Annotated in this window: 12 protein-coding genes; 5 read left to right on the top strand and 7 right to left on the bottom strand. The window is 68.4% G+C overall.

From position 1 onward, the window contains the following. Window positions 1–7 precede the first annotated feature (7 nt). Window positions 8–1,171 carry a DUF6716 putative glycosyltransferase gene (locus ACQ260_RS02845; protein WP_432557882.1) on the top strand — a complete coding sequence of 388 codons (1,164 nt, stop codon included), beginning with the start codon at window positions 8–10 and terminating at the stop codon, window positions 1,169–1,171. Here ACQ260_RS02845 and ACQ260_RS02840 read toward each other — a convergent pair. After that, window positions 1,152–2,384, bottom strand: coding sequence for a cytidylyltransferase domain-containing protein (locus ACQ260_RS02840; protein ID WP_432557881.1), 1,233 nt, complete (start codon window positions 2,382–2,384; stop codon window positions 1,152–1,154). The genes ACQ260_RS02845 and ACQ260_RS02840 overlap by 20 nt on opposite strands. Before the next feature lie 88 nt (window positions 2,385–2,472). Here ACQ260_RS02840 and icmA point away from each other — a divergent pair, with 88 nt between their 5' ends. After that, on the top strand, window positions 2,473–4,164 hold the full coding sequence (gene icmA / locus ACQ260_RS02835; protein WP_432557880.1) for a coenzyme B12-dependent isobutyryl-CoA mutase large subunit: 1,692 nt from the start codon (window positions 2,473–2,475) through the stop codon (window positions 4,162–4,164). A 25-nt stretch (window positions 4,165–4,189) separates the two neighbouring features. Further along, window positions 4,190–4,816 carry a hypothetical protein gene (locus ACQ260_RS02830; protein ID WP_432557879.1) on the top strand — a complete coding sequence of 209 codons (627 nt, stop codon included), beginning with the start codon at window positions 4,190–4,192 and terminating at the stop codon, window positions 4,814–4,816. A gap of 21 nt (window positions 4,817–4,837) precedes the next feature. Here ACQ260_RS02830 and ACQ260_RS02825 read toward each other — a convergent pair whose 3' ends face one another. Together ACQ260_RS02825 and pgm are read right to left on the bottom strand one after the other, a co-directional pair. After that, window positions 4,838–5,530 carry an SDR family oxidoreductase gene (locus ACQ260_RS02825; RefSeq protein ID WP_432557878.1) on the bottom strand — a complete coding sequence of 231 codons (693 nt, stop codon included), beginning with the start codon at window positions 5,528–5,530 and terminating at the stop codon, window positions 4,838–4,840. Continuing rightward, the gene (gene pgm, locus ACQ260_RS02820; protein WP_432557877.1) at window positions 5,523–7,151 is read right to left on the bottom strand and encodes a phosphoglucomutase (alpha-D-glucose-1,6-bisphosphate-dependent); all 1,629 of its coding nucleotides are present in this window, start codon (window positions 7,149–7,151) and stop codon (window positions 5,523–5,525) included. The genes ACQ260_RS02825 and pgm overlap by 8 nt, the downstream gene beginning before the upstream one ends. A 95-nt stretch (window positions 7,152–7,246) precedes the next feature. Here pgm and ACQ260_RS02815 point away from each other — a divergent pair, with 95 nt between their 5' ends. Beyond that, the gene (locus tag ACQ260_RS02815) at window positions 7,247–8,170 is read left to right on the top strand and encodes a co-chaperone YbbN (protein ID WP_432557876.1); all 924 of its coding nucleotides are present in this window, start codon (window positions 7,247–7,249) and stop codon (window positions 8,168–8,170) included. Between the two features lie 50 nt (window positions 8,171–8,220). Here ACQ260_RS02815 and glgB read toward each other — a convergent pair whose 3' ends face one another. The 4 genes from glgB to ACQ260_RS02795 all read right to left on the bottom strand — a co-directional run bounded on the left by glgB (window position 8,221) and on the right by ACQ260_RS02795 (window position 15,709). Beyond that, entirely contained in the window at window positions 8,221–10,149 is a 1,929-nt protein-coding gene (gene glgB / locus ACQ260_RS02810) for a 1,4-alpha-glucan branching protein GlgB (protein WP_432557875.1), read from the bottom strand. After that, a complete protein-coding gene (locus ACQ260_RS02805) occupies window positions 10,139–11,593 on the bottom strand; it encodes a maltokinase N-terminal cap-like domain-containing protein (protein ID WP_432557874.1) in 1,455 nt (484 codons plus the stop codon). Before ACQ260_RS02805 ends, glgB begins: the two co-directional genes overlap by 11 nt. 9 nt (window positions 11,594–11,602) lie before the next feature. Then, window positions 11,603–13,408 (bottom strand): maltose alpha-D-glucosyltransferase, encoded by a 1,806-nt coding sequence (gene treS / locus ACQ260_RS02800; protein ID WP_432558355.1) that lies wholly within the window; start codon window positions 13,406–13,408, stop codon window positions 11,603–11,605. Window positions 13,409–13,516: 108 nt separating this feature from the next. After that, window positions 13,517–15,709, bottom strand: a complete 2,193-nt coding sequence (locus ACQ260_RS02795; protein ID WP_432557873.1) for an alpha-1,4-glucan--maltose-1-phosphate maltosyltransferase — start codon at window positions 15,707–15,709, stop codon at window positions 13,517–13,519. Between ACQ260_RS02795 and glgP the strand changes: the two genes are divergently transcribed. Further along, the gene (glgP, locus tag ACQ260_RS02790; RefSeq protein WP_432557872.1) at window positions 15,687–18,239 is read left to right on the top strand and encodes an alpha-glucan family phosphorylase; all 2,553 of its coding nucleotides are present in this window, start codon (window positions 15,687–15,689) and stop codon (window positions 18,237–18,239) included. The two genes, ACQ260_RS02795 and glgP, sit on opposite strands and share 23 nt — an antisense overlap. Window positions 18,240–18,275 lie beyond the last annotated feature (36 nt).

Below are 18,275 nucleotides of genomic sequence, written 5' to 3'. Positions count from 1 at the left end.
GCAGCCCATGCGTGTGCTCACGCTGTCGGATTCCGACTCCTATCTGAAATGGGCCGTCGCCCTCACCGCCGCGGCGCCCCCGCGGTGGGCCGTGCGCCATCTCGTGCTCGACAACGTGATCGCCCCGTCCGCTGCCCAGATCGCTGCCGTCCTGCGCGATCACCCGGGGCGTCCGGTCGGGCGGGTGTCCGGTGTGCGTCTTGCTCGCACGCTGCGGGATCTTGCCCCCGACGTGCTGCTGGTCGCGGCCACCGGGCCGGCCATCGAGGCGATCCGCGACCTCCTGGCCTGGGGTGGTGTCCTGGGTCCGGACCGGCCCGTGCTGGCCACGGGTTTGCCCGGCATCAGTTTTCCGGCCAATGAACCGGCGATCCGGCACCGGCGGGACTTCGACGTCATGATCCTGCACAGCCACCGTGAGATCACGGCGTACGCCGACGTCATCGCTCGGGTCGGTTTCGGGCCCCGGCTCGCGCTGGCCACTCTGCCGTTCCTGTCCACCGTTGCCCCGGCCGATCCGGGGGGCCGTGCTGTGGTGTTCGCCGCGCAGGCCCTCGTCCCGGCGACCGCCCAGGAGCGGTGCGCGATCCTCGCGGCGCTCTCGGCGCTGCCCACCGGTCTGGACCCGGTGGTCAAGGTTCGGGCGCTCCCGGGGGAACGCCAGGCCCACAACGAGGACTTGCCCTATGCGGATCTCTGGGCGCAGTTGGAGCAGCGCCGCCCGATCGGGTTCGTCGCAGGCTCCATGGCCGCTGCCCTGCGCGATGCGGCAGGATTCGTCACCGTTTCCTCCACGGCGGCGCTCGAGGCGATCGCGGCGGGTGTGCCGTCCCTGGTGCTGGACGAGTTCGGCGTGACCGATGAGCTCATCAACACCGTGTTTCTCGACTCGGGGCTGCTCGGGGGCCTCGATCGGCTCGCTGCCGGCGAGTTCAGCCGCCCACGCCCGGCCTGGTTGCACGACAACTATTTCCACCCGGCCGCCGATGACGACTGGATCGCGGCACTCGAACAGGCCGTGGCGGCGCGTCGCGGCGGTGCGGGTCGGGTCGCGGTCGCCACGGCTGCGGCCCGGGACCCGTGGTCGACCCGGGCGCGGCGCCAGCTGCGGGTGTTGCCGCCGGCCTGGGTGTGGCGGGGATTGCAGCGGCTCAGGCCTCCGAGCGGCTGATCCCATCGGCGACGGCGCGCGCACCGGCATGCGTGGCAGCGACCCGATCGCAGACTTCCCGGACCGCCCCCTCCCCGCCCCGCCGTGCCAGGATCACCCGGGCTGCGCGCAGCACATCGGGGTGCGCGTCGGCGACCGCGATCGGCCAGCCGACCACGGACATGGGGCCGAGGTCGTTGATGTCATTGCCGACGTACGCGGTCCGCGCGGGCTCCACACCGGTTTCGGCGAGCCATTCGAGGATCGCCGTCCGCTTGTCGGTGAGTGCCTGCACGACGCTGACGCCCAATTTGGCCGCCCGGACGGTGACCACGGGGTTGGTCTCCCGGGAGCAGATGAGGAACGGGATGCCGGCCTTGCGCAGCATCGAGACGCCCATGCCGTCGCTGCGGGAGACCCGCACGACCTCCCGCCCGTGCTCATCCACATAGGCGGTGTCCGCGGTGTGCACCCCGTCGAAATCGGTGATGACCGCATCGACGTCAATGGCCTCCCCGTCGGTCTGGCCGGCTGAGGGCCTGTCGAGCACACCGGCGAAGGCATCGGCCAGCGCGAGCTCCTCGGCGGTGTCGATCTCCAACGAGGCCAGTTCGGAGACCGGCACAACCCGGGTCGTGCCGAAGAACCGGTGCTTCGCCGCACGGAACCCCGCCACGGTCATCACATAGAACGCGCCGGTCTCCCGATAGTCAGGGCGCCGGTCCTGCCGCCGCGGCCGATGGTCTGCGGAGTGGTTCTGACCGACCATCGCCCCAGACCCGGCGGTGCTGTCCGGATCAGCGTCCCGCCAGAGGAACTCATAGGTCTCGATGCCGGAGAACGTCGAGTCCGCGGCTCCCGACTCGACCAGGGCGACCCCGGCATCGAGATCCTGCGGTCGGATGAACGGCGAGGTGCACTGCACGAACACCAGGATGTCCGCCCCGATCCCACGGCCGGCCAGGTCGTCCAGCCCGTGGAGCAGCGCCGACTCGCTCGACGCGGTATGCCCCGCCAACTCCGCCGGACGGTCGATGATCTCCGCGCCGGCGGCCCGTGCGGCGGCGGCGATCGCCGCATCATCGGTGGTCACGAAGATCGCATCGATCCGTTTGGCGGCCCGGCAGGCCCGCACCGCGCGGGCGACCAGCGGAATGCCACCGATCGGGCGGAGATTCTTGCCGGGGACGCCTTGGGAGCCGCCCCGGGCCGGGATGATCGCGACCGTTCTCATTCGCGCAGCCTAGCGAGGACCGGCGTCCGCCCTCCGTCGGATGTCCTACGATTCTGGGGAGGGTCAACGACGACCGACGGAGGCAGCCATGGGGACCACTGGACGCGAACGCTGGATCGCTGCCTGGGATGCGGCGGTCGCGGCCGGCAAGGTCCGCGACCGCGACTTCACCACGTTGTCCGGCGAAACGGTGGAGCCCGTCTATGGGCCCGCCGACGAGTCGTCCGATGAGCGCATGCCGCGGATCGGCTGGCCGGGGGAGTTCCCGTTCACCCGGGGGTTGTACGCGACGGGCTATCGCGGACGGCCCTGGACGATCCGCCAGTTCGCCGGCTTCGGCAATGCCCACCAGACCAACGAGCGCTATCGGATGATCCTCGATGCCGGTGGCGGTGGCCTGTCGGTGGCCTTCGACATGCCCACGCTCATGGGCCGCGACTCCGACGATCCCCGGTCGCTCGGTGAGGTCGGGCACTGCGGCGTCGCGATCGACTCCGTGGCCGACATGGAGGTCTTGTTCAACGGCATCGACCTGGGCGCGGTCACGACCTCCATGACCATCTCCGGCCCGGCGATCCCGATCTTCTGCATGTACGTGGTGGCAGCGGAACGCGCCGGCGTCGACACGACCACCCTGAACGGGACGCTGCAGACCGACATCTACAAGGAATACATCGCGCAGAAGGAATGGTTGTTCGCCCCCGAACCGCACCTGCGGCTGATCGGTGACCTCATGGAATACACCTCCGCGCGAATGCCCGACTACAAGCCCCTGTCGGTCTCCGGTTATCACATCCGGGAAGCGGGGGCGACGGCGGCGCAGGAGTTGGCGTACACCCTCGCTGACGGCTTCGGCTATGTGGAACTCGGCCTGTCGCGCGGACTGGATGTCGACACGTTCGCACCCGGGCTGAGCTTCTTCTTCGATGCCCACATCGACTTCTTCGAGGAGATCGCGAAGTTCCGGGCGGCCCGGCGGATCTGGGCCCGCTGGATGCGCGACCATTTCGGGGCGCGCACGGAACGGGCGCAGTGGCTGCGATTCCACACCCAGACGGCGGGGGTGTCGCTGACGGCGCAGCAGCCGTACAACAACGTGGTGCGCACCGCCGTCGAGGCACTGGCCGCTGTGCTCGGGGGAACGAACTCGCTGCACACCAACGCTCTCGACGAGACGCTGGCGCTGCCCAGTGAGCAAGCCGCGGAGATCGCGCTGCGGACGCAGCAGGTGCTCGCCGAGGAGACCGGGGTGGTCAACGTGGCGGATCCGCTGGGTGGGTCGTGGTATCTGGAGGCGCTCACCGATCGTCTCGAGGAGGAGGCCGAGGCGATCTTCACCCGCATTCGTGAGCTCGGTGAGCGCGGCGGCGGCCATCCGATCGGTCCCATCACCGCGGGCTTGCTGCGCGGCATCGAGGACGGCTGGTTCAGCGCGGAGATCGCCGAGTCGGCGTACGCGTATCAGACGCAACTCGAGTCCGGCGCCAAACGGGTCGTCGGCGTGAACTGCCATCCGGGATCGGTGACCGGGGACTTGGAGATCCTTCGGGTCTCCCACGAGGTCGAGCGGGAGCAGGTCCGGGTGCTCGCCGAGCGGCGGGCGAGTCGGGACGACGGCGCCGTCACCGCAGCGCTGGACGCCATGGTGACCGCCGGGCGGGGCAGCGACAACCTCATCGAACCGATGCTCGCCGCCGTGCGCGCGGAGGCGACGTTGGGCGAGATCTGCAATGCCTTGCGGGCGGAGTGGGGGGAGTACGCCGAACCCGCACGCTTCTGAACCCCGGACCCGGCAGGAGGACGAGTTGGCCGACCGCATCATCGATTGGGATCTGATCTCCCGGCCGGTGGCCACCCGACAGTTCGTTCATCATGGCGTCGGCACGCTGACCCGGATGGCGGCCTTGATGTCCGGCCAGTTGGACAGGCTCGCGACACACGGTGCCAGCGAGGACGGGGCTGCCGTCGACCGCACACGACAGGAGTTGGCCCGCAAGGTCACCGCGTTCCGGGCCGGCCAGGAACGCGACGCGTGGCATCCGGTCGTCGCCGGCCGGGAGTTCTGTCTGGCCCGGCATCTCCCGCAGGTCTACGCCGTGATCGACCGGCGGGCCCCGGCGGAGCGAGGCGATCCGGTGCCGGCGGACGCGCGGATCAACTGGTTCGCACGTCTCACGCACGACGGGTGGTGCCACTGGACCTACGTCTGGGAGACCGGCCGGTTCCATTACAACGAGCACCTCTTCGACGGCCTCCACGGCGCGGAACCGCACCTGGAACTGGTGCCGCTCACGTTGACGGAGTTCCGGTCGAGGCTCGCCCGGCACGACCGGAAGACCGTGACCGGGGCCTTCGTCTGGGCGTCGGCCACGGTCGAGCGGTGCGCCCCCGAGTTGCTCCTGGACGGGCCGCTGCCGACGCCGCGGATCTGAGTGCGAGCGACCTCCGCCCGCCTAGCCGAACGCCGGCCGGATGACCATCGACTCGAGCATTGCCTCCGGTGAGGCATCGACAGCCAACCGCACCGCGGCGGCGATCGACTCCGGTCGCAGGTGCTCGCTCGGGTCGTAGGCCCGGCCCTTCCGGGCCTGGAGTTCGATCTGCATGTCGGTGTCCACCCGGCCGGGGTGCACGGAGCACACGCGGACGCGGCCGCGTTCCTCCTCCCGCAGCGCATCGCCGAAGGAGGTCAGAGCCGCCTTGCTCGCCGCATAGACCGAGCTGCCGGGCACGGGACGCATCGACGCGCCGGAGTTGATCAGGACCACCTGACCACCCGCTGCGCGCAGCGCGGGCAGCAGCAACCGGGTGAGGTCGGCGACCGCCACCACGTTCGTCTCCAGCACGCGCTTCCATGCCTCTCGAGGGGTGTCCGAGACGACCGTGCCCTCGGCAACGCCGGCCGAGTGGACGAGCACGTCGAGCCGTTCGATCCCCTCGACCGCTGCGCTCACCGCCGCCCCGTCGGTCACGTCAGCCGGCCAGCCGACGGCGTCCGGATAGCCGGCTGCCACCTCCGCACAGCGCTCGCGGTCCCGCCCGCCGATCAGCAGTCGGTGGTCGACGGCCAGGACGTCGGCGATCGCTCGTCCGATGCCGCGGGTGCCGCCCGTGATGAGGGCGACCGGTCGCGTCCGCTCAGCCACCCAGCACTCCGTCGACCACAGCCTTCGCCTCGGCCTGGACCTCGGCCAAGTGATCGGTGCCGCGCAGGGACTCCGCATAGATCTTGTACTTGTCCTCGGTCCCCGACGGCCGCGCCGCGAACCACGCGCTCTCGGTCACGACCTTCAGGCCGCCGATCGGGGCGTTGTTGCCCGGCGCTTCGGTGAGGATCTGGGTGATCGGCTCGCCGGCCAGCTGGGTGGCGGTGACATCCGCGGACGACAGCTTGCTGAGGCGGGCCTTCTGCTCGCGGTTGGCGTCGGCGTCGATGCGCGCGTACGCGGACGCCCCGTTGCGTGCCTCGATCGCCGCATAGCGCTCGCTGGGGCTCTCTCCGGTGACCGCGAGGATCTCGCTCGCCAGCAGACCGAGAATGATGCCGTCCTTGTCGGTGGTCCAGGTGTGGCCGTCGAGGGTCAGGAACGACGCGCCTGCCGATTCCTCGCCGCCGAACCCGATCGACCCGTCACCGAGGCCGGGCACGAACCACTTGAAGCCGACCGGCACCTCGACCAGGCGCCGACCGAGCTCGGCGGCGACCTTGTCGATGAGGCTGGACGACACGAGCGTCTTGCCGATTCCTGCGTTGGCGGACCAGCCCTCACGGTGGCTGAACAGATATTCGATCGCGACCGCCAGATAGGCGTTCGGGTTCATGAGGCCGGCGTCCGGGGTCACGATGCCGTGTCGGTCGGAGTCGGCATCGTTGCCGGTGGCGATCTGATAGTCGACGCGGTTGGCGATGAGACTGGCCATGGCGTCGGGGGAGGAGCAGTCCATCCGGATCTTGCCGTCGGTGTCCAGGGTCATGAACGCCCAGGTGGGGTCGACCCTGGGGTTGACGACCGTGAGGTCGAGACCGAGGTGGTCGGCGATCCAGCCCCAATACTGCACCGACGCCCCACCCATCGGATCCGCACCGATCCGGATTCCGGCCTCCCGGATCGCGTCCAGGTTGAGCACGTTCGCGAGGTCGTTGCCATAGGCGGTCAGATAGTCGTGGGTGGTCACGTCCGCCTTGGCGCGGTCATAGGCAGTGCGCCGAATCTGTGCCGGGTCGCGCATCAACTCGTTGGCGCGGTCGGCGATCCAGGACGTGGCGTCGGTGTCGGCCGGGCCGCCATGCGGCGGGTTGTATTTGAAGCCGCCGTCACGCGGCGGGTTGTGGGAGGGGGTGACGACGATGCCGTCGGCGCGCGCGCCGGAGCCCGCGTTGTGGACGATGATGGCCCGGGAGACCGCCGGGGTCGGGGTGTAGTCCTGCTCCCGCTCGGCGTGCACGGCGACGCCGTGGGCGACCAGGACCTCGATGGCGGTCTGCCAGGCGGGCAGCGACAGGGCGTGGGTGTCCTTGCCGAGGAACAGCGGCCCGTCGATGCCCTGCCCGGCGCGGTATTCGACGATCGCCTGCGTCGTGGCCGCGATGTGCAACTCGTTGAACTTGGTGTCCAGGCTCGACCCCCGGTGGCCGGAGGTGCCGAAGGACACCTGCTGTTCCGGGTTGTCGGGGTCCGGGGTGAGGTCGTAATAGGCGCCGAGAACGGCGTCGACATCGATGAGGTCTTCGGGGAGGGCGACTGTGCCAGCACGCGGATGAGCCATAGGGGCATCGTATTCACCCGGCCGCGTCCGGGTAGCCTCCCGGGTGTTTTCCCTGGGCACGGGCCCCCTCGGGGCCACCTGCAACAATGGGCCGCATGACCTCAGAGAGCTTCAGCCGCCCCGGAGCGGTCGACCTGTCGTCCCTCGCCCAGCAGCCCCCCGGCCAAGGTGCGAGCGGGAGCGCGGGCCCCAGCTATGTGACCGAGATGCGCACCCCGCAGGACTTCGACGCGATGATCCGCTTGTCGGTCAAGCATCCGGTCCTTGTCGAGTTCACCTCGGCCCGCGCACAGGGTGGCACGGTGATGAGCAACGACCTCGCCGAGGTTGTGAACGGCATGGACGGCAAGGTTCTCCTCGCCCGGGTCGATGCGGACGTCGCGCCCGAGTTGGCCCAGGCCTTGTCGATCCAGGCGCTGCCCACGGTGATCGCGCTGTTGGGCGGTCAGGCAGCGCCGCTGTTCCAGGGTGTCCAGCCCAAGCGCAACCTCCTGGCGGTCATTGATCAGGTGCTCCAGGCAGCGGTGGCGAACGGCATCGTCGGCAAGGCGGATCCGGTGGCCGGGCCGCAGGACGGTGAGGGCGAGGGCGGTGCTCCCGCGCGCCCGAGCGACCCGCGGTTCGATGCGGCGTACGCAGCGATGGAGGCCGGGGACTTCGCGACGGCCCGCGCCGAATTCGACAAGCTCCTCAAGGAGACCCCGAACGACACCGAGGCCCAGGTCGGTCACGCCCAGGCCGGTCTGCTGGCCCGGGCCGCGACCCTCGACGGTTCGGAGCTCACGCGTGGGGCCTCGGAGCCCGACAACATCGAGGCCCAGCTGGCGGCCGCGGACTTCGACATGGTTCAGGGCAACGTGGAGGGCGCCTTCGAGCGCCTGGTGGCCGTCATCCGGCGCACAGCGGGAGATGACCGGGAGACGGCCCGCGTCCGACTCCTGGAGCTGTTCGACACGGTTGGTCCCACGGACCCGGCGGTCCTCACGTTTCGGCGCAAGCTCGCCAGCGCGTTGTTCTGATCGCGTGACCGGGGCTGTCACGAAGCGTCGTGCCAGCCCCGTGGCCACGGTCACTGCAGGCCCGCGTCACCCTCCACCACGCTGCTGCGGTCCCAGGTGAGCCACACGGCGGCCAGTGGCGGCACGGTGATCTCCGCGCTGTGTTCGAAGCCGTGGGTCGGCACTTGGTGGGCCTGCACCTCGCCCTGATTGCCCCACTGGCCGGAGCCGTGGAATTCCTCGGCGTCGGTGTTGAGCACCTCGGCCCAGCGGCCGCTGTGGGGCAGACCGACGAGATAGTCGCTCCGGGGGACGGGGGAAAAGTTCACTGCGCAAGCGAGCGCATTGCCCTGTTCGTCGAAGCGCAGGAACGTGAATACGTTGCCCCCGGCGTCGTCGGCGTTGATCCAGCGGAACCCCTGCGGATCGGAATCCAACTCCCACAGGGTGGGGTGCTCGCGATAGAGCTCGTTGAGCCGGCGGAACAGCAACTGGAGGCCGCGGTGGCCCCACAGTTCCGATACCCACCATTCCAGGCCGGCGTGTTCGTCGAATTCCTTGCGCTGGCCGAACTCGTTGCCCATGAACACCAACTGTTTGCCGGGGAACGACCACATGAAGCTGTAGTAGGCGCGCAGCGTCGCGAACTTCTGCCAGTCGTCGCCCGGGATCTTGTTGATCATCGACCCCTTGCCGTGGACGACCTCGTCGTGGCTGATGGGCAGGACGAAGTTCTCGGAGAAGGCGTACATCATCGCGAACGTCATCTTGTTGTGGTGGTATTGCCGATTGATCGGCTCCTCGCGCAGATAGCTGAGGGTGTCGTTCATCCAGCCCATGTTCCATTTGAAACCGAAGCCGAGGCCGCCGTGGTGGACGGGTTTGGTGACGCCCGGCCACGACGTGGATTCCTCGGCGATGATCATGCAGCCGGGTTCGCGCTCGTACAGGTGCTTGTTGACATAGCGCAGGAAGTCGACGGCCTCGAGATTCTCCCGGCCGCCGTAGGCGTTCGGCACCCAGTCGTCGCCGCGCGAATAGTCCAGATAGAGCATCGACGCCACGGCATCGACCCGCAGACCGTCGATGTGGAATTCCTTGATCCAATACAGCGCGTTGGACACCAGGAATGACTTGACCTCGTTGCGGCCGAAGTTGAACACATAGGTGCCCCAGTCGGGCTGTTCGCCCTGCCGCGGGTCGGAGTGTTCATAGAGGGCGGTGCCGTCGAAGCGCCCGAGGGCCCAGTCGTCCTTCGGGAAGTGCCCGGGCACCCAGTCCATGATCACGCCGATGCCGGCCTGGTGGAGCCGATCGACAAGCAGACGGAACTCGTCCGGGGTGCCGAAGTTCGACATCGGTGCGTAGTAGCCCGTCACCTGGTAGCCCCAGGACGGGGCATAGGGGTGCTGGGCGAGTGGCAAGAATTCGACGTGGGTGTAGCCCTGCCAGGTCACGTATTCGACGAGTTCGTCCGCGAGCTCGCGATAGGTCTTGCCCGGGCGCCAGCCACCGAGGTGGACCTCATAGATCGACATCGGCTCAGCATGGGGGTGGGAGGCCGCACGCTTGGCGAGCCAGGCGTCGTCGCCCCACTGATAGGAGCTCTCCCACACGATCGATGCGGTGTCCGGAATGCCTTGGGCGAACCGAGCCATCGGGTCGGCTTTGTCCACCCACCGGCCGTCGGCGCCGTGGATCTTGTACTTGTACACCGCCCCCGCACCCACCCCGGGCACGAACAGTCCCCAGACCCCGGACCCCGGAATCAACTCCATGGGGTGTGCGTCGGCGTTCCAGCCGTTGAACTCGCCGACGAGGCGCACCTCGCGGGCGTTCGGGGCCCACACGGTGAACCGCGTGCCGCTCACCTCCGCGCCGTCATTCCCGGGGATCGTGACGACGTGCGATCCGAGTCGCTTCCACAACTCGGTGTCGCCGCCGCTGTGGAACCCCTCGAAGTCCCAGCCGTGCAGTCCGCCATGGCGATCAGCGCCCATGGTTGTCTCCTTCGAAAGCGTGCGGTTCGGTGCCGTGGGGGCGGGTGGCCGCCCGAGGTTGAGCGGTGTGCGAGTCAGCGGCGAGCGTGGCAAGTGCCGCGAGGGGGAGCGAGAGCCAATCGGGCCGATTGCGCTTCTCGTAGCGGCACTCGTAGGCCGCTTTGTCGATCTGATAGGCCTGCAGGATGTGCTGCTCGTCGGGGGTGAGGGTTCGCCCGGCGTACGCCCGGAGGAACGACTCCTGGCAGGCGGCCACCCACGCCGACGCCATGTGCGGATCCGCTCCGTCGGAACGGACGGCAAAGGCGCCCGCATAGTCGAACGAGCGCAGCAGCCCGGCGACGTCACGCCAGACCGTGTCGGGTTCACGGCGTTCGGCCAGTGTCTTCAGCGGCTCACCCTCGAAGTCGATGATGCGCCACCCGGGCCGGGGCCCCTTGCGGGCCAGGAGCACCTGTCCGAGATGGAAGTCGCCATGGATCCGCTGCACGGTCTGCTGCACATCGCCCAACCGCGCGAGGCGGCTGTCGAGGGCGCCGTGCAAAGGGGTGATCTCGTCCACGTCGGCGATGGCGGCCACCAGTCGTTGTCGCATTGCCGCGGCCTGCTCGGTCCCGGAGACGACAGTGGTGCCGAAGGCCTCCGCCAGCCCGGCATGGACCTCCCGGAGCGCGTGTCCGAGCTCGGCCGCTTGCTCGGAGAAGTCCGTCTTGTCGGACACGCTCGTGACGGCGAGATCCCAGCCGTCCGCGGCGCCGGGCACCTGTTCGACGAGCATGCCCAGGTCCGCCCGCCGCTCCCGGCCGGTGAAGTCGGTCCACTCCGCGGTGAGCCAGCTCATCAGTCCGGCGACCCGGGCGGCCGCGGGACCACCCGCGAGCTCGCGGTGGATCTCGATGTCGAGGTTCTCGCCCCCGAACTCGAGCCGTCGGAAGAACTTCAGCATCGCCACGTCGGCGAACATGATCGAGGTGTTGCTCTGTTCGCCACCGAACCGTCGGGCCGGGAGCCCCGGGCGCAGGCGTCCGGTGTCCAGCACCGAGCACACGAGCCGCACGTCGTCGCCGGTGATCTCGTGGGGTGAGGCGACCAACTGCAGCAGGACGTCACCTGCATAGGGGTCGGCGGTCGCGTCGTGCACCGACACAGGGCCGAGGCTCGCATGGGTCGCCACGCCGAGGCCGGGACCGATCGGGTCGGAGGCGCTGCGATAGGACAATGGGACCAGATAGTGCTCGACCCGTCGCGGATCGTCCGCGTTCACGACCTCGGCGATCTCGAGCCGCACCGCTGGGAGGTCGGGCCCAGTGAGCCACGGCAGCGCCACCAGCGCGCGGACTCGGACGGCGCTGCCCTTGCCCGCGAACCAGCGCGCGCGGGGCAGGGCAGCCTCGACCACTTCCGCGACGGACGGAAGGGCGTGGTCCGGTGACGCTTTCTGCATCCTTCTCCTTCAGGTGGCCGGGACGGAGTCGATGGCGAGATCGTCCTCCTCGATCGTGGTGCTGGCGGCGGCGGTTCCGGGGCCCGGATCGGGTTCGGGCAGGTCCGGATCGTCGGCCATGATGCGCAGCCACAGGAATCCGTGACCGGCGACCTCCAGTTCGAACGGGCCAGCTTGGATCATCGCATGGTCGTCGTCGCGCAGGAGGTCGTATGGGACGAGACCGGTGAAGCTCGACAGGTCCAGGGCCACGGTCTGCGGCTCGGGAGACAGGTTGTTGACGCACAGCACTGACATCTGCCGGCCGTCGGTGTCGGTGTGGCTCCGCAGGAACGAGAAGACCTTCTCGTTGTCCCCGCCGAGGTCGGTGAAGTCACCGAGCCCGAACAGCGGGTGGTTGCGCCGGATGACGAGCAGCGCGCGGAGCCAGATCAGCAGCGAACCGGGATCGAGCATCTGTTGCTCGACGTTCACACCCGCCGGCGCATAGCGCGGATCCTGGATCAACGGCAGGAAGAAGTGCTCCTCGGCGGCGTCGGAAAAGCCGGCTCCCTCGAACGAGTTCCACTGCATCGGCGTGCGCACGCCGTCGCGGTCGTTCAGCCAGATGTTGTCGCCCATGCCGATCTCGTCGCCGTAGTAGAGCACCGGCGACCCCGGCAGGGCGAGCAGCAGTGCGTGGAGGAGGTGGACACGCCGCATGTCCCCGTCGACCAGAGGGGCGAGCCGCCGCCGGATGCCGAGATTGCTGACCATGCGGGGATCGGGGGCGTACTCGGCCCACATGTAGTTCCGCTCCTCCTCCGTGACCATTTCGAGTGTCAGCTCGTCGTGGTTACGCAGGAACGTGCCCCACTGGCAGCCGGGTGGGATGGCGGGTGTCGCCGCCAGGATCTCGGAGATGCACTCGCGGGATTCCCTGCGCAGGCCCATGAAAAGGCGCGGCATGACGGGGAAGTGGAAGGCCATGTGGCACTCGTCGTCGTCCCCGAAATATTCGACCACGTCCTGTGGCCATTGGTTGGCCTCGCACAGGAGGATCCGCCCCGGGAACTCCGCGTCGATCATCGCCCGGACCTCTTTGAGGATCCGGTGGGTGCCGGGCAGGTTCTCGCAGTCGGTCCCGTCCTCCTCGATCAGATACGGCACCGCATCCAACCGGAATCCGTCGATGCCGAGGTCCAGCCAGAAGCGGATCGCGTCCATGATCTCGGCCAGCACCCGGGGGTTCTCGAAGTTCAGGTCGGGCTGGTGGTGGAAGAAGCGATGCCAGTAGTACTGGCCCCGCACCTCGTCATAGGTCCAGTTCGACGGTTCGGTGTCGAGGAAGATGATGCGGGCATCGGCGTACGCCTGCGGGTCCCCGGGCACGCGCACCGGGGTGCGGGTCGGGTCCTCCGACCCCTCGGGAACGCCGTCGGCCCAGACATAGAAGTCGCCGTAGGGTCCGGCGGGGTCCGAGCGCGACTGCTGGAACCACGGATGCTGGTCCGAGGTGTGGTTCATCACGAAGTCGGTGATGATCCGGATGCCACGGGCATGCGCGCCGGCGACGAACTCTTTGAACTCATCGAGCGTGCCCAGTGCGGGCAGCACGTCAGTGTAGTCCGAGACGTCGTAACCGCCGTCCGCGAGCGGGGACGGGAAGAACGGCGGCAGCCAGAGGCAGTCGACGCCGAGCCACTGGAGATAGTCCAGCTTCTCCGACAGGCCCGCCAGGTCGCCGATGCCGTCTGCGTTGGAGTCGCGGAAACTGCGGACCATTACCTCGTAGAAGACCGCCTTTTTGAACCATTCGTGGTCATGGGGGTCCATGCCGGCGGTGGCATCCAGGATGGGCTCATCGGGAAGCGCGGATCGGTTCTCGTTCACAGGTCCTCGTTCGAGTCCCGGGGCGCGGGCAGCCGCCCCGGACAGGCGCGGTCAGGCGGGGGAGACAACGAAAACGTGGGCCGGGTCCGCAGGGGTCAGCCGCACGAAATTCTTGGCGCCCCAGCGGTATTCGGCCCCCGTGATCGCGTCGCGCACATCCAGCAGCGCGTCCGGTCCGGCGCCGAAGGCCTCCATCTCGATGTAGACCTCGGCCTCCTGGATGTTGTGCGGGTCCAGCGAGCACACGACCAGCACGTGGGAATCCCCGTCGTGCTTGGAATAGGCCATCACCTGCGCGTTCGGGACGTGGTGGAAGGTGATCTGACGCAGTTGCTGCAGCGCCGGCTCGGCCCGGCGGACCTCGTTGAGCAGGCGGATGAGCGTGTTGAGATTCCCGTACGCCCCGCCCGACCAGTCCCGCGGCCGGTATTCGTATTTCTCGGAGTCGAGGTATTCCTCACCCCCGAGCCGCAGCGGCGCGTGCTCGAAGAGTTCATACCCCGAATACATCCCCCAACTGGGCGACAGCGTGGCGGCGAGGACGGCCCGGATGGTGAAGCCCGCAGGACCCGAGGTCTGCAGGAACTTCGGGTTGATGTCGGGGGTGTTGACCCAGAAGCTCGGGCGATAGAAGGTGTCCATTTCCTGGCTCAACTCGTGGAGGTATTCCTCCAACTCCCACTTCTCGTTGCGCCAGGTGAAGTAGGTGTAGGACAGCTGGTAGCCGACCTTGCCCAGCATGTGCATCATCTCGGGCCGGGTGAACGCCTCCGCGAGGAACAGCACCTCGGGGTTCGTCCGGCGTACTTCCGCCAACAACCACGCCCAGAACTCGACCGGCTTCGTGTGCGGGTTGTCGACCCGGAAGATCGTCACGCCGCGGTCGATCCACACCCGCAGGATGCGCAGGCACTCGGCATAGATGCCTTCGCGGTCACGGTCGAAGTTGATCGGATAGATGTCCTGGTATTTCTTCGGCGGGTTCTCCGCATAAGCGATCGTGCCGTCGATTCGCTCGGTGAACCACTCGGGATGCTCGGTCACCCAGGGATGGTCCGGTGACGCCTGGAGGGCAAAGTCGAGCGCGACCTCCAGGCCGAGCGACTTGGCCTTCGCGACGAACCGGTCGAACGCGGCCCAGTCGCCGAGGTCGGGATGGATCGCGTCGTGGCCACCCGCGGTGTTGCCGATGGCCCACGGGGAGCCGGGGTCCCCGGCCGCCGGGGTCAGCGTGTTGTTCTTGCCCTTGCGGAACTGGTCACCGATCGGGTGGATCGGCGGGAGATAGACGACGTCGAAACCCATGTCCGCGGCCGCTTCGAGGCGCTCGTGCGAGCTGTCGAACGTGCCGGACGTCCAGACACCCGTCTCCGGGTCCTGGGTGGCGCCCTGGGAACGGGGGAAGAACTCATACCACGCACTGAAGAGCGCGCGCTCACGGTCGACGAACAACGGATAGTCCGGGGTCGGGGACACCAGCCGCCGCGGACCGAACTTCTGCATGAGCTCGTCAGCTTCCTCGCCGAGCAGGTCATGCATCAGATAGCGCACGTCGACGGTGGGCTCGCAGCGATCAGCCAGACTCTCGAGCCGTTTGCCGGCGCCCGGCGAGCCGCCCGCGTACGCCGCCTCAGCGGCCTCCTTGAACAGCAACCGGCCTTCCCCGCAGACGAGCTCGACGTCGATGCGCTCGGGAAGCTTCACCTCGGCGTGGTGGGTCCAGGTGCCCCACGGGTCGTCCCAGCCCTCGACGCGGAAGGTCCAGAGGCCCTCCTGCTCGGGGCGCACGAGCGCTTCCCAGCGGTCGAAGCCCGCAGGCTCGCACTTCTCCATGCGGGCACGGGTGACACGGCCGTCGGGGTCGGTGAGCACCACGGTCGCGGCCACGGCATCGTGACCCTCCCGGAACACGGTCGCGCGGATCGGCACGAGCTCGCCGACGGCTGCCTTGGCGGCATAGGCCCCGCCCTCGAGGACGGGGGAGACCTTGGTGACGGGGATGCGCCCGATCACGTGACCGAGCTCGGAGGACAGGGTGGTGGGGGTCAGCGCCGGCGGGGTGGTGGTCGACGGGCGAGAGGTCCCGGAACTGTTCGCAGTCACGGGATCCAAACTAGCGGGGTCGGCCACCTCTGTGCAGCCGACCCATTCCTGCCGTGACCGGGGACGGCTTTCGCCACTTCGCCGGGATTCCGGCGTCTTCGGCGGTAGCGTGCTGAACGTGCGTGCCATCCGTCGTTTCATTGTCCAGCCGGTTCTGCCGGACCCGCTCAAGCCGCTCGAAGAACTCTCGACCAACCTCCGTTGGGCCTGGCACCAGGAGACGAAGGAGATCTTCCGGGCCATCGACCCCGTGCTGTGGGAGACCACCAAGGGCGATCCGATCCAGCTGCTGGCCCAGGTCTCGCCGGACCGCCTCCAGGTCCTGGCCGCCGACAACCGGTTCGTCCGCAACCTGCAGCGGGCGCAGGCCGACCTCCACGAATATCTGGGGGGTGAGCTGTGGTACCAGGGGTACGCCCAGGAGACGGACGCCCCGAACGCGATCGCCTATTTCTCCGCGGAGTTCGGCATCTCCGAGGTGCTCCCGATCTATTCGGGCGGTCTCGGCATCCTCGCCGGCGACCACCTGAAGGCCGCGTCCGACCTCGGGGTGCCGATCATCGGGGTCGGCCTGCTCTATCGCCACGGTTATTTCCGCCAGACGCTGAATTCGCACGGCTGGCAGCAGGAGTGGTATCCGAGTCTCGACACCAGTTCCCTGCCGATCCGCCCGTTGGCCGATGAGTCCGGGCGTCAGGTCACGATCGATGTGCAACTGCGCGGTCGCCGCCTGTGGGCCGCGGTCTGGATCGCCCAGGTGGGCCGCGTGCCGCTGCTGCTGCTCGACGCCGACGTCGAGGGCAACGACGACATGCACAAGATCACCGACCGTCTCTATGGCGGTGGCAGCGACCACCGCCTCGCCCAGGAGGTGCTTCTCGGCATTGGTGGCGTGCGGGCGCTGCGGGAGTTCTGCCGCATCACCGGCCACCCCGCGCCCGACGTTTATCACTGCAACGAGGGCCACGCCGGTTTCCTCGGGCTGGAGCGGATCCGGGAATATATCGACGAGGGCATGGACTTCGACTCGGCCGTCGAGAAGACCCGCGCCGGCAACGTGTTCACGACGCACACGCCGGTGGCGGCGGGCATCGACCGCTTCCCTCGGGAGTTGATCGTCGACCAATTCCAGGATTTCGGCGATCTGCCGCTGGAGCGCATCCTCGGGTTCGGGACGGAGGATTTCACGGGCGGCGATCCGGGTCGGTTCAACATGGCGGTGATGGGCTTCCGGCTGGGGCAGCGGGCCAACGGGGTGTCCCAGTTGCACGGCGAGGTGTCCCGGGAGATGTTCCACGGGCTATGGCCGGCCTTCGACACGAGCGAGGTGCCGATCGGGTCCATCACCAATGGGGTGCACCATCGGACGTGGGTCCATCCGGAGCTGCAGGAACTGCTGGAGAGCCCCGTGTCGGACACCGAGAGCGTCATCGACGGTTACGACTGGTCCGCGCTGGAGCGCGTCGATCCCCACACGATCTGGGCGCTCAAGCGACAGATGCGAGGTGATCTGGTGAACATGGCCCGCGAGCGGCTGGCGGCCAGCTGTCGCGCGCGGGGCATCAACAGCGACTGGGTCTCCTCGGCGCTCGATCCGCACATCCTGACCTTCGGGTTCGCGCGTCGCGGCGCTTCCTACAAGCGCCTCACGCTCATGCTGCGCGACCGGGACCGGCTCAAGCGGTTGCTGCTCGATCCCGAGCGGCCGATCCAGATCGTGATCGCGGGCAAGGCCCACCCCGCCGACGACACCGGCAAATCGCTGATCCAGGAGATGGTGCAGTTCGCCGACGACGAGGAAGTCCGGCACCGGATCGTGTTCCTGCCGGACTACGACATGTCGCTCGCACGCCCGCTCTATCCGGGGTGCGACGTCTGGATCAACAACCCGCTGCGGCCCTATGAGGCCTGCGGCACATCGGGCATGAAGGCGGCCCTGAACGGTGCGGCCAACCTGTCGATCCGGGATGGGTGGTGGGATGAGTGGTTCGGGGCAGACTGGGGCTGGGAGATCCCGTCGGCCGAGAACATCTCGGACCCGGTCGCGCGCGACGACGTCGAGGCCCGGTTCATGTACGAGCTGATCGAGAACGAGATCGTCCCCCGCTACTACGACCGCGACTCGAGCGGTGTCCCACAGCGATGGGTGCAGATGATCCGCGACACGATCGCGGGGCTGGGCCCGAAGGTCCTGGCGTCGCGGATGGTTCGGGACTACGTCACAAAGTTGTACGCCCCGGCCGCCGCTGCGGACAGGCTCATCACCGCGGACCGAGCGACGGAGCTGGCCCAGTGGAAGCGTCGGGTCCGGGCGGCGTGGCCGCAGGTGCGGGTGGAACATGTCGAGCTGGAATCCGCCGGCGGGACCGTTGAGGTGAACGATCTCTTCCCGGTCAGCGCGCTCGTCCGGCTCGGCGAGCTGCATCCCGAGGACGTCGAGGTGCAGTTGGTCGCGGGTCCGGTCGACGATCACGACGAACTCCATGACGTGCGCCGCTATCCCATGGAGTCCTGGACCGAGGCCGAGGACGGCTATCGCCGCTATTCGATCACCAAACAGGCCCGGCACACGGGTCCGATCGGTCTGACCGTGCGGGTGGTGCCCCGTCACGAGTTGCTCGTGTCCGATGCCGAACTGGGGGTGGCCACCCTCCCACTGGGCGGGTTCTGAGCGACTGGGGGCGTCACCGTGGCGTCGGGAGGCTGA

Source organism: Ammonicoccus luteus (genome assembly GCF_050880385.1).
Lineage (GTDB): Bacteria > Actinomycetota > Actinomycetes > Propionibacteriales > Propionibacteriaceae > Enemella.
Note: the sequence above shows the minus strand (reverse complement) of the source record. Positions and strands in the feature narration are given on the sequence as shown.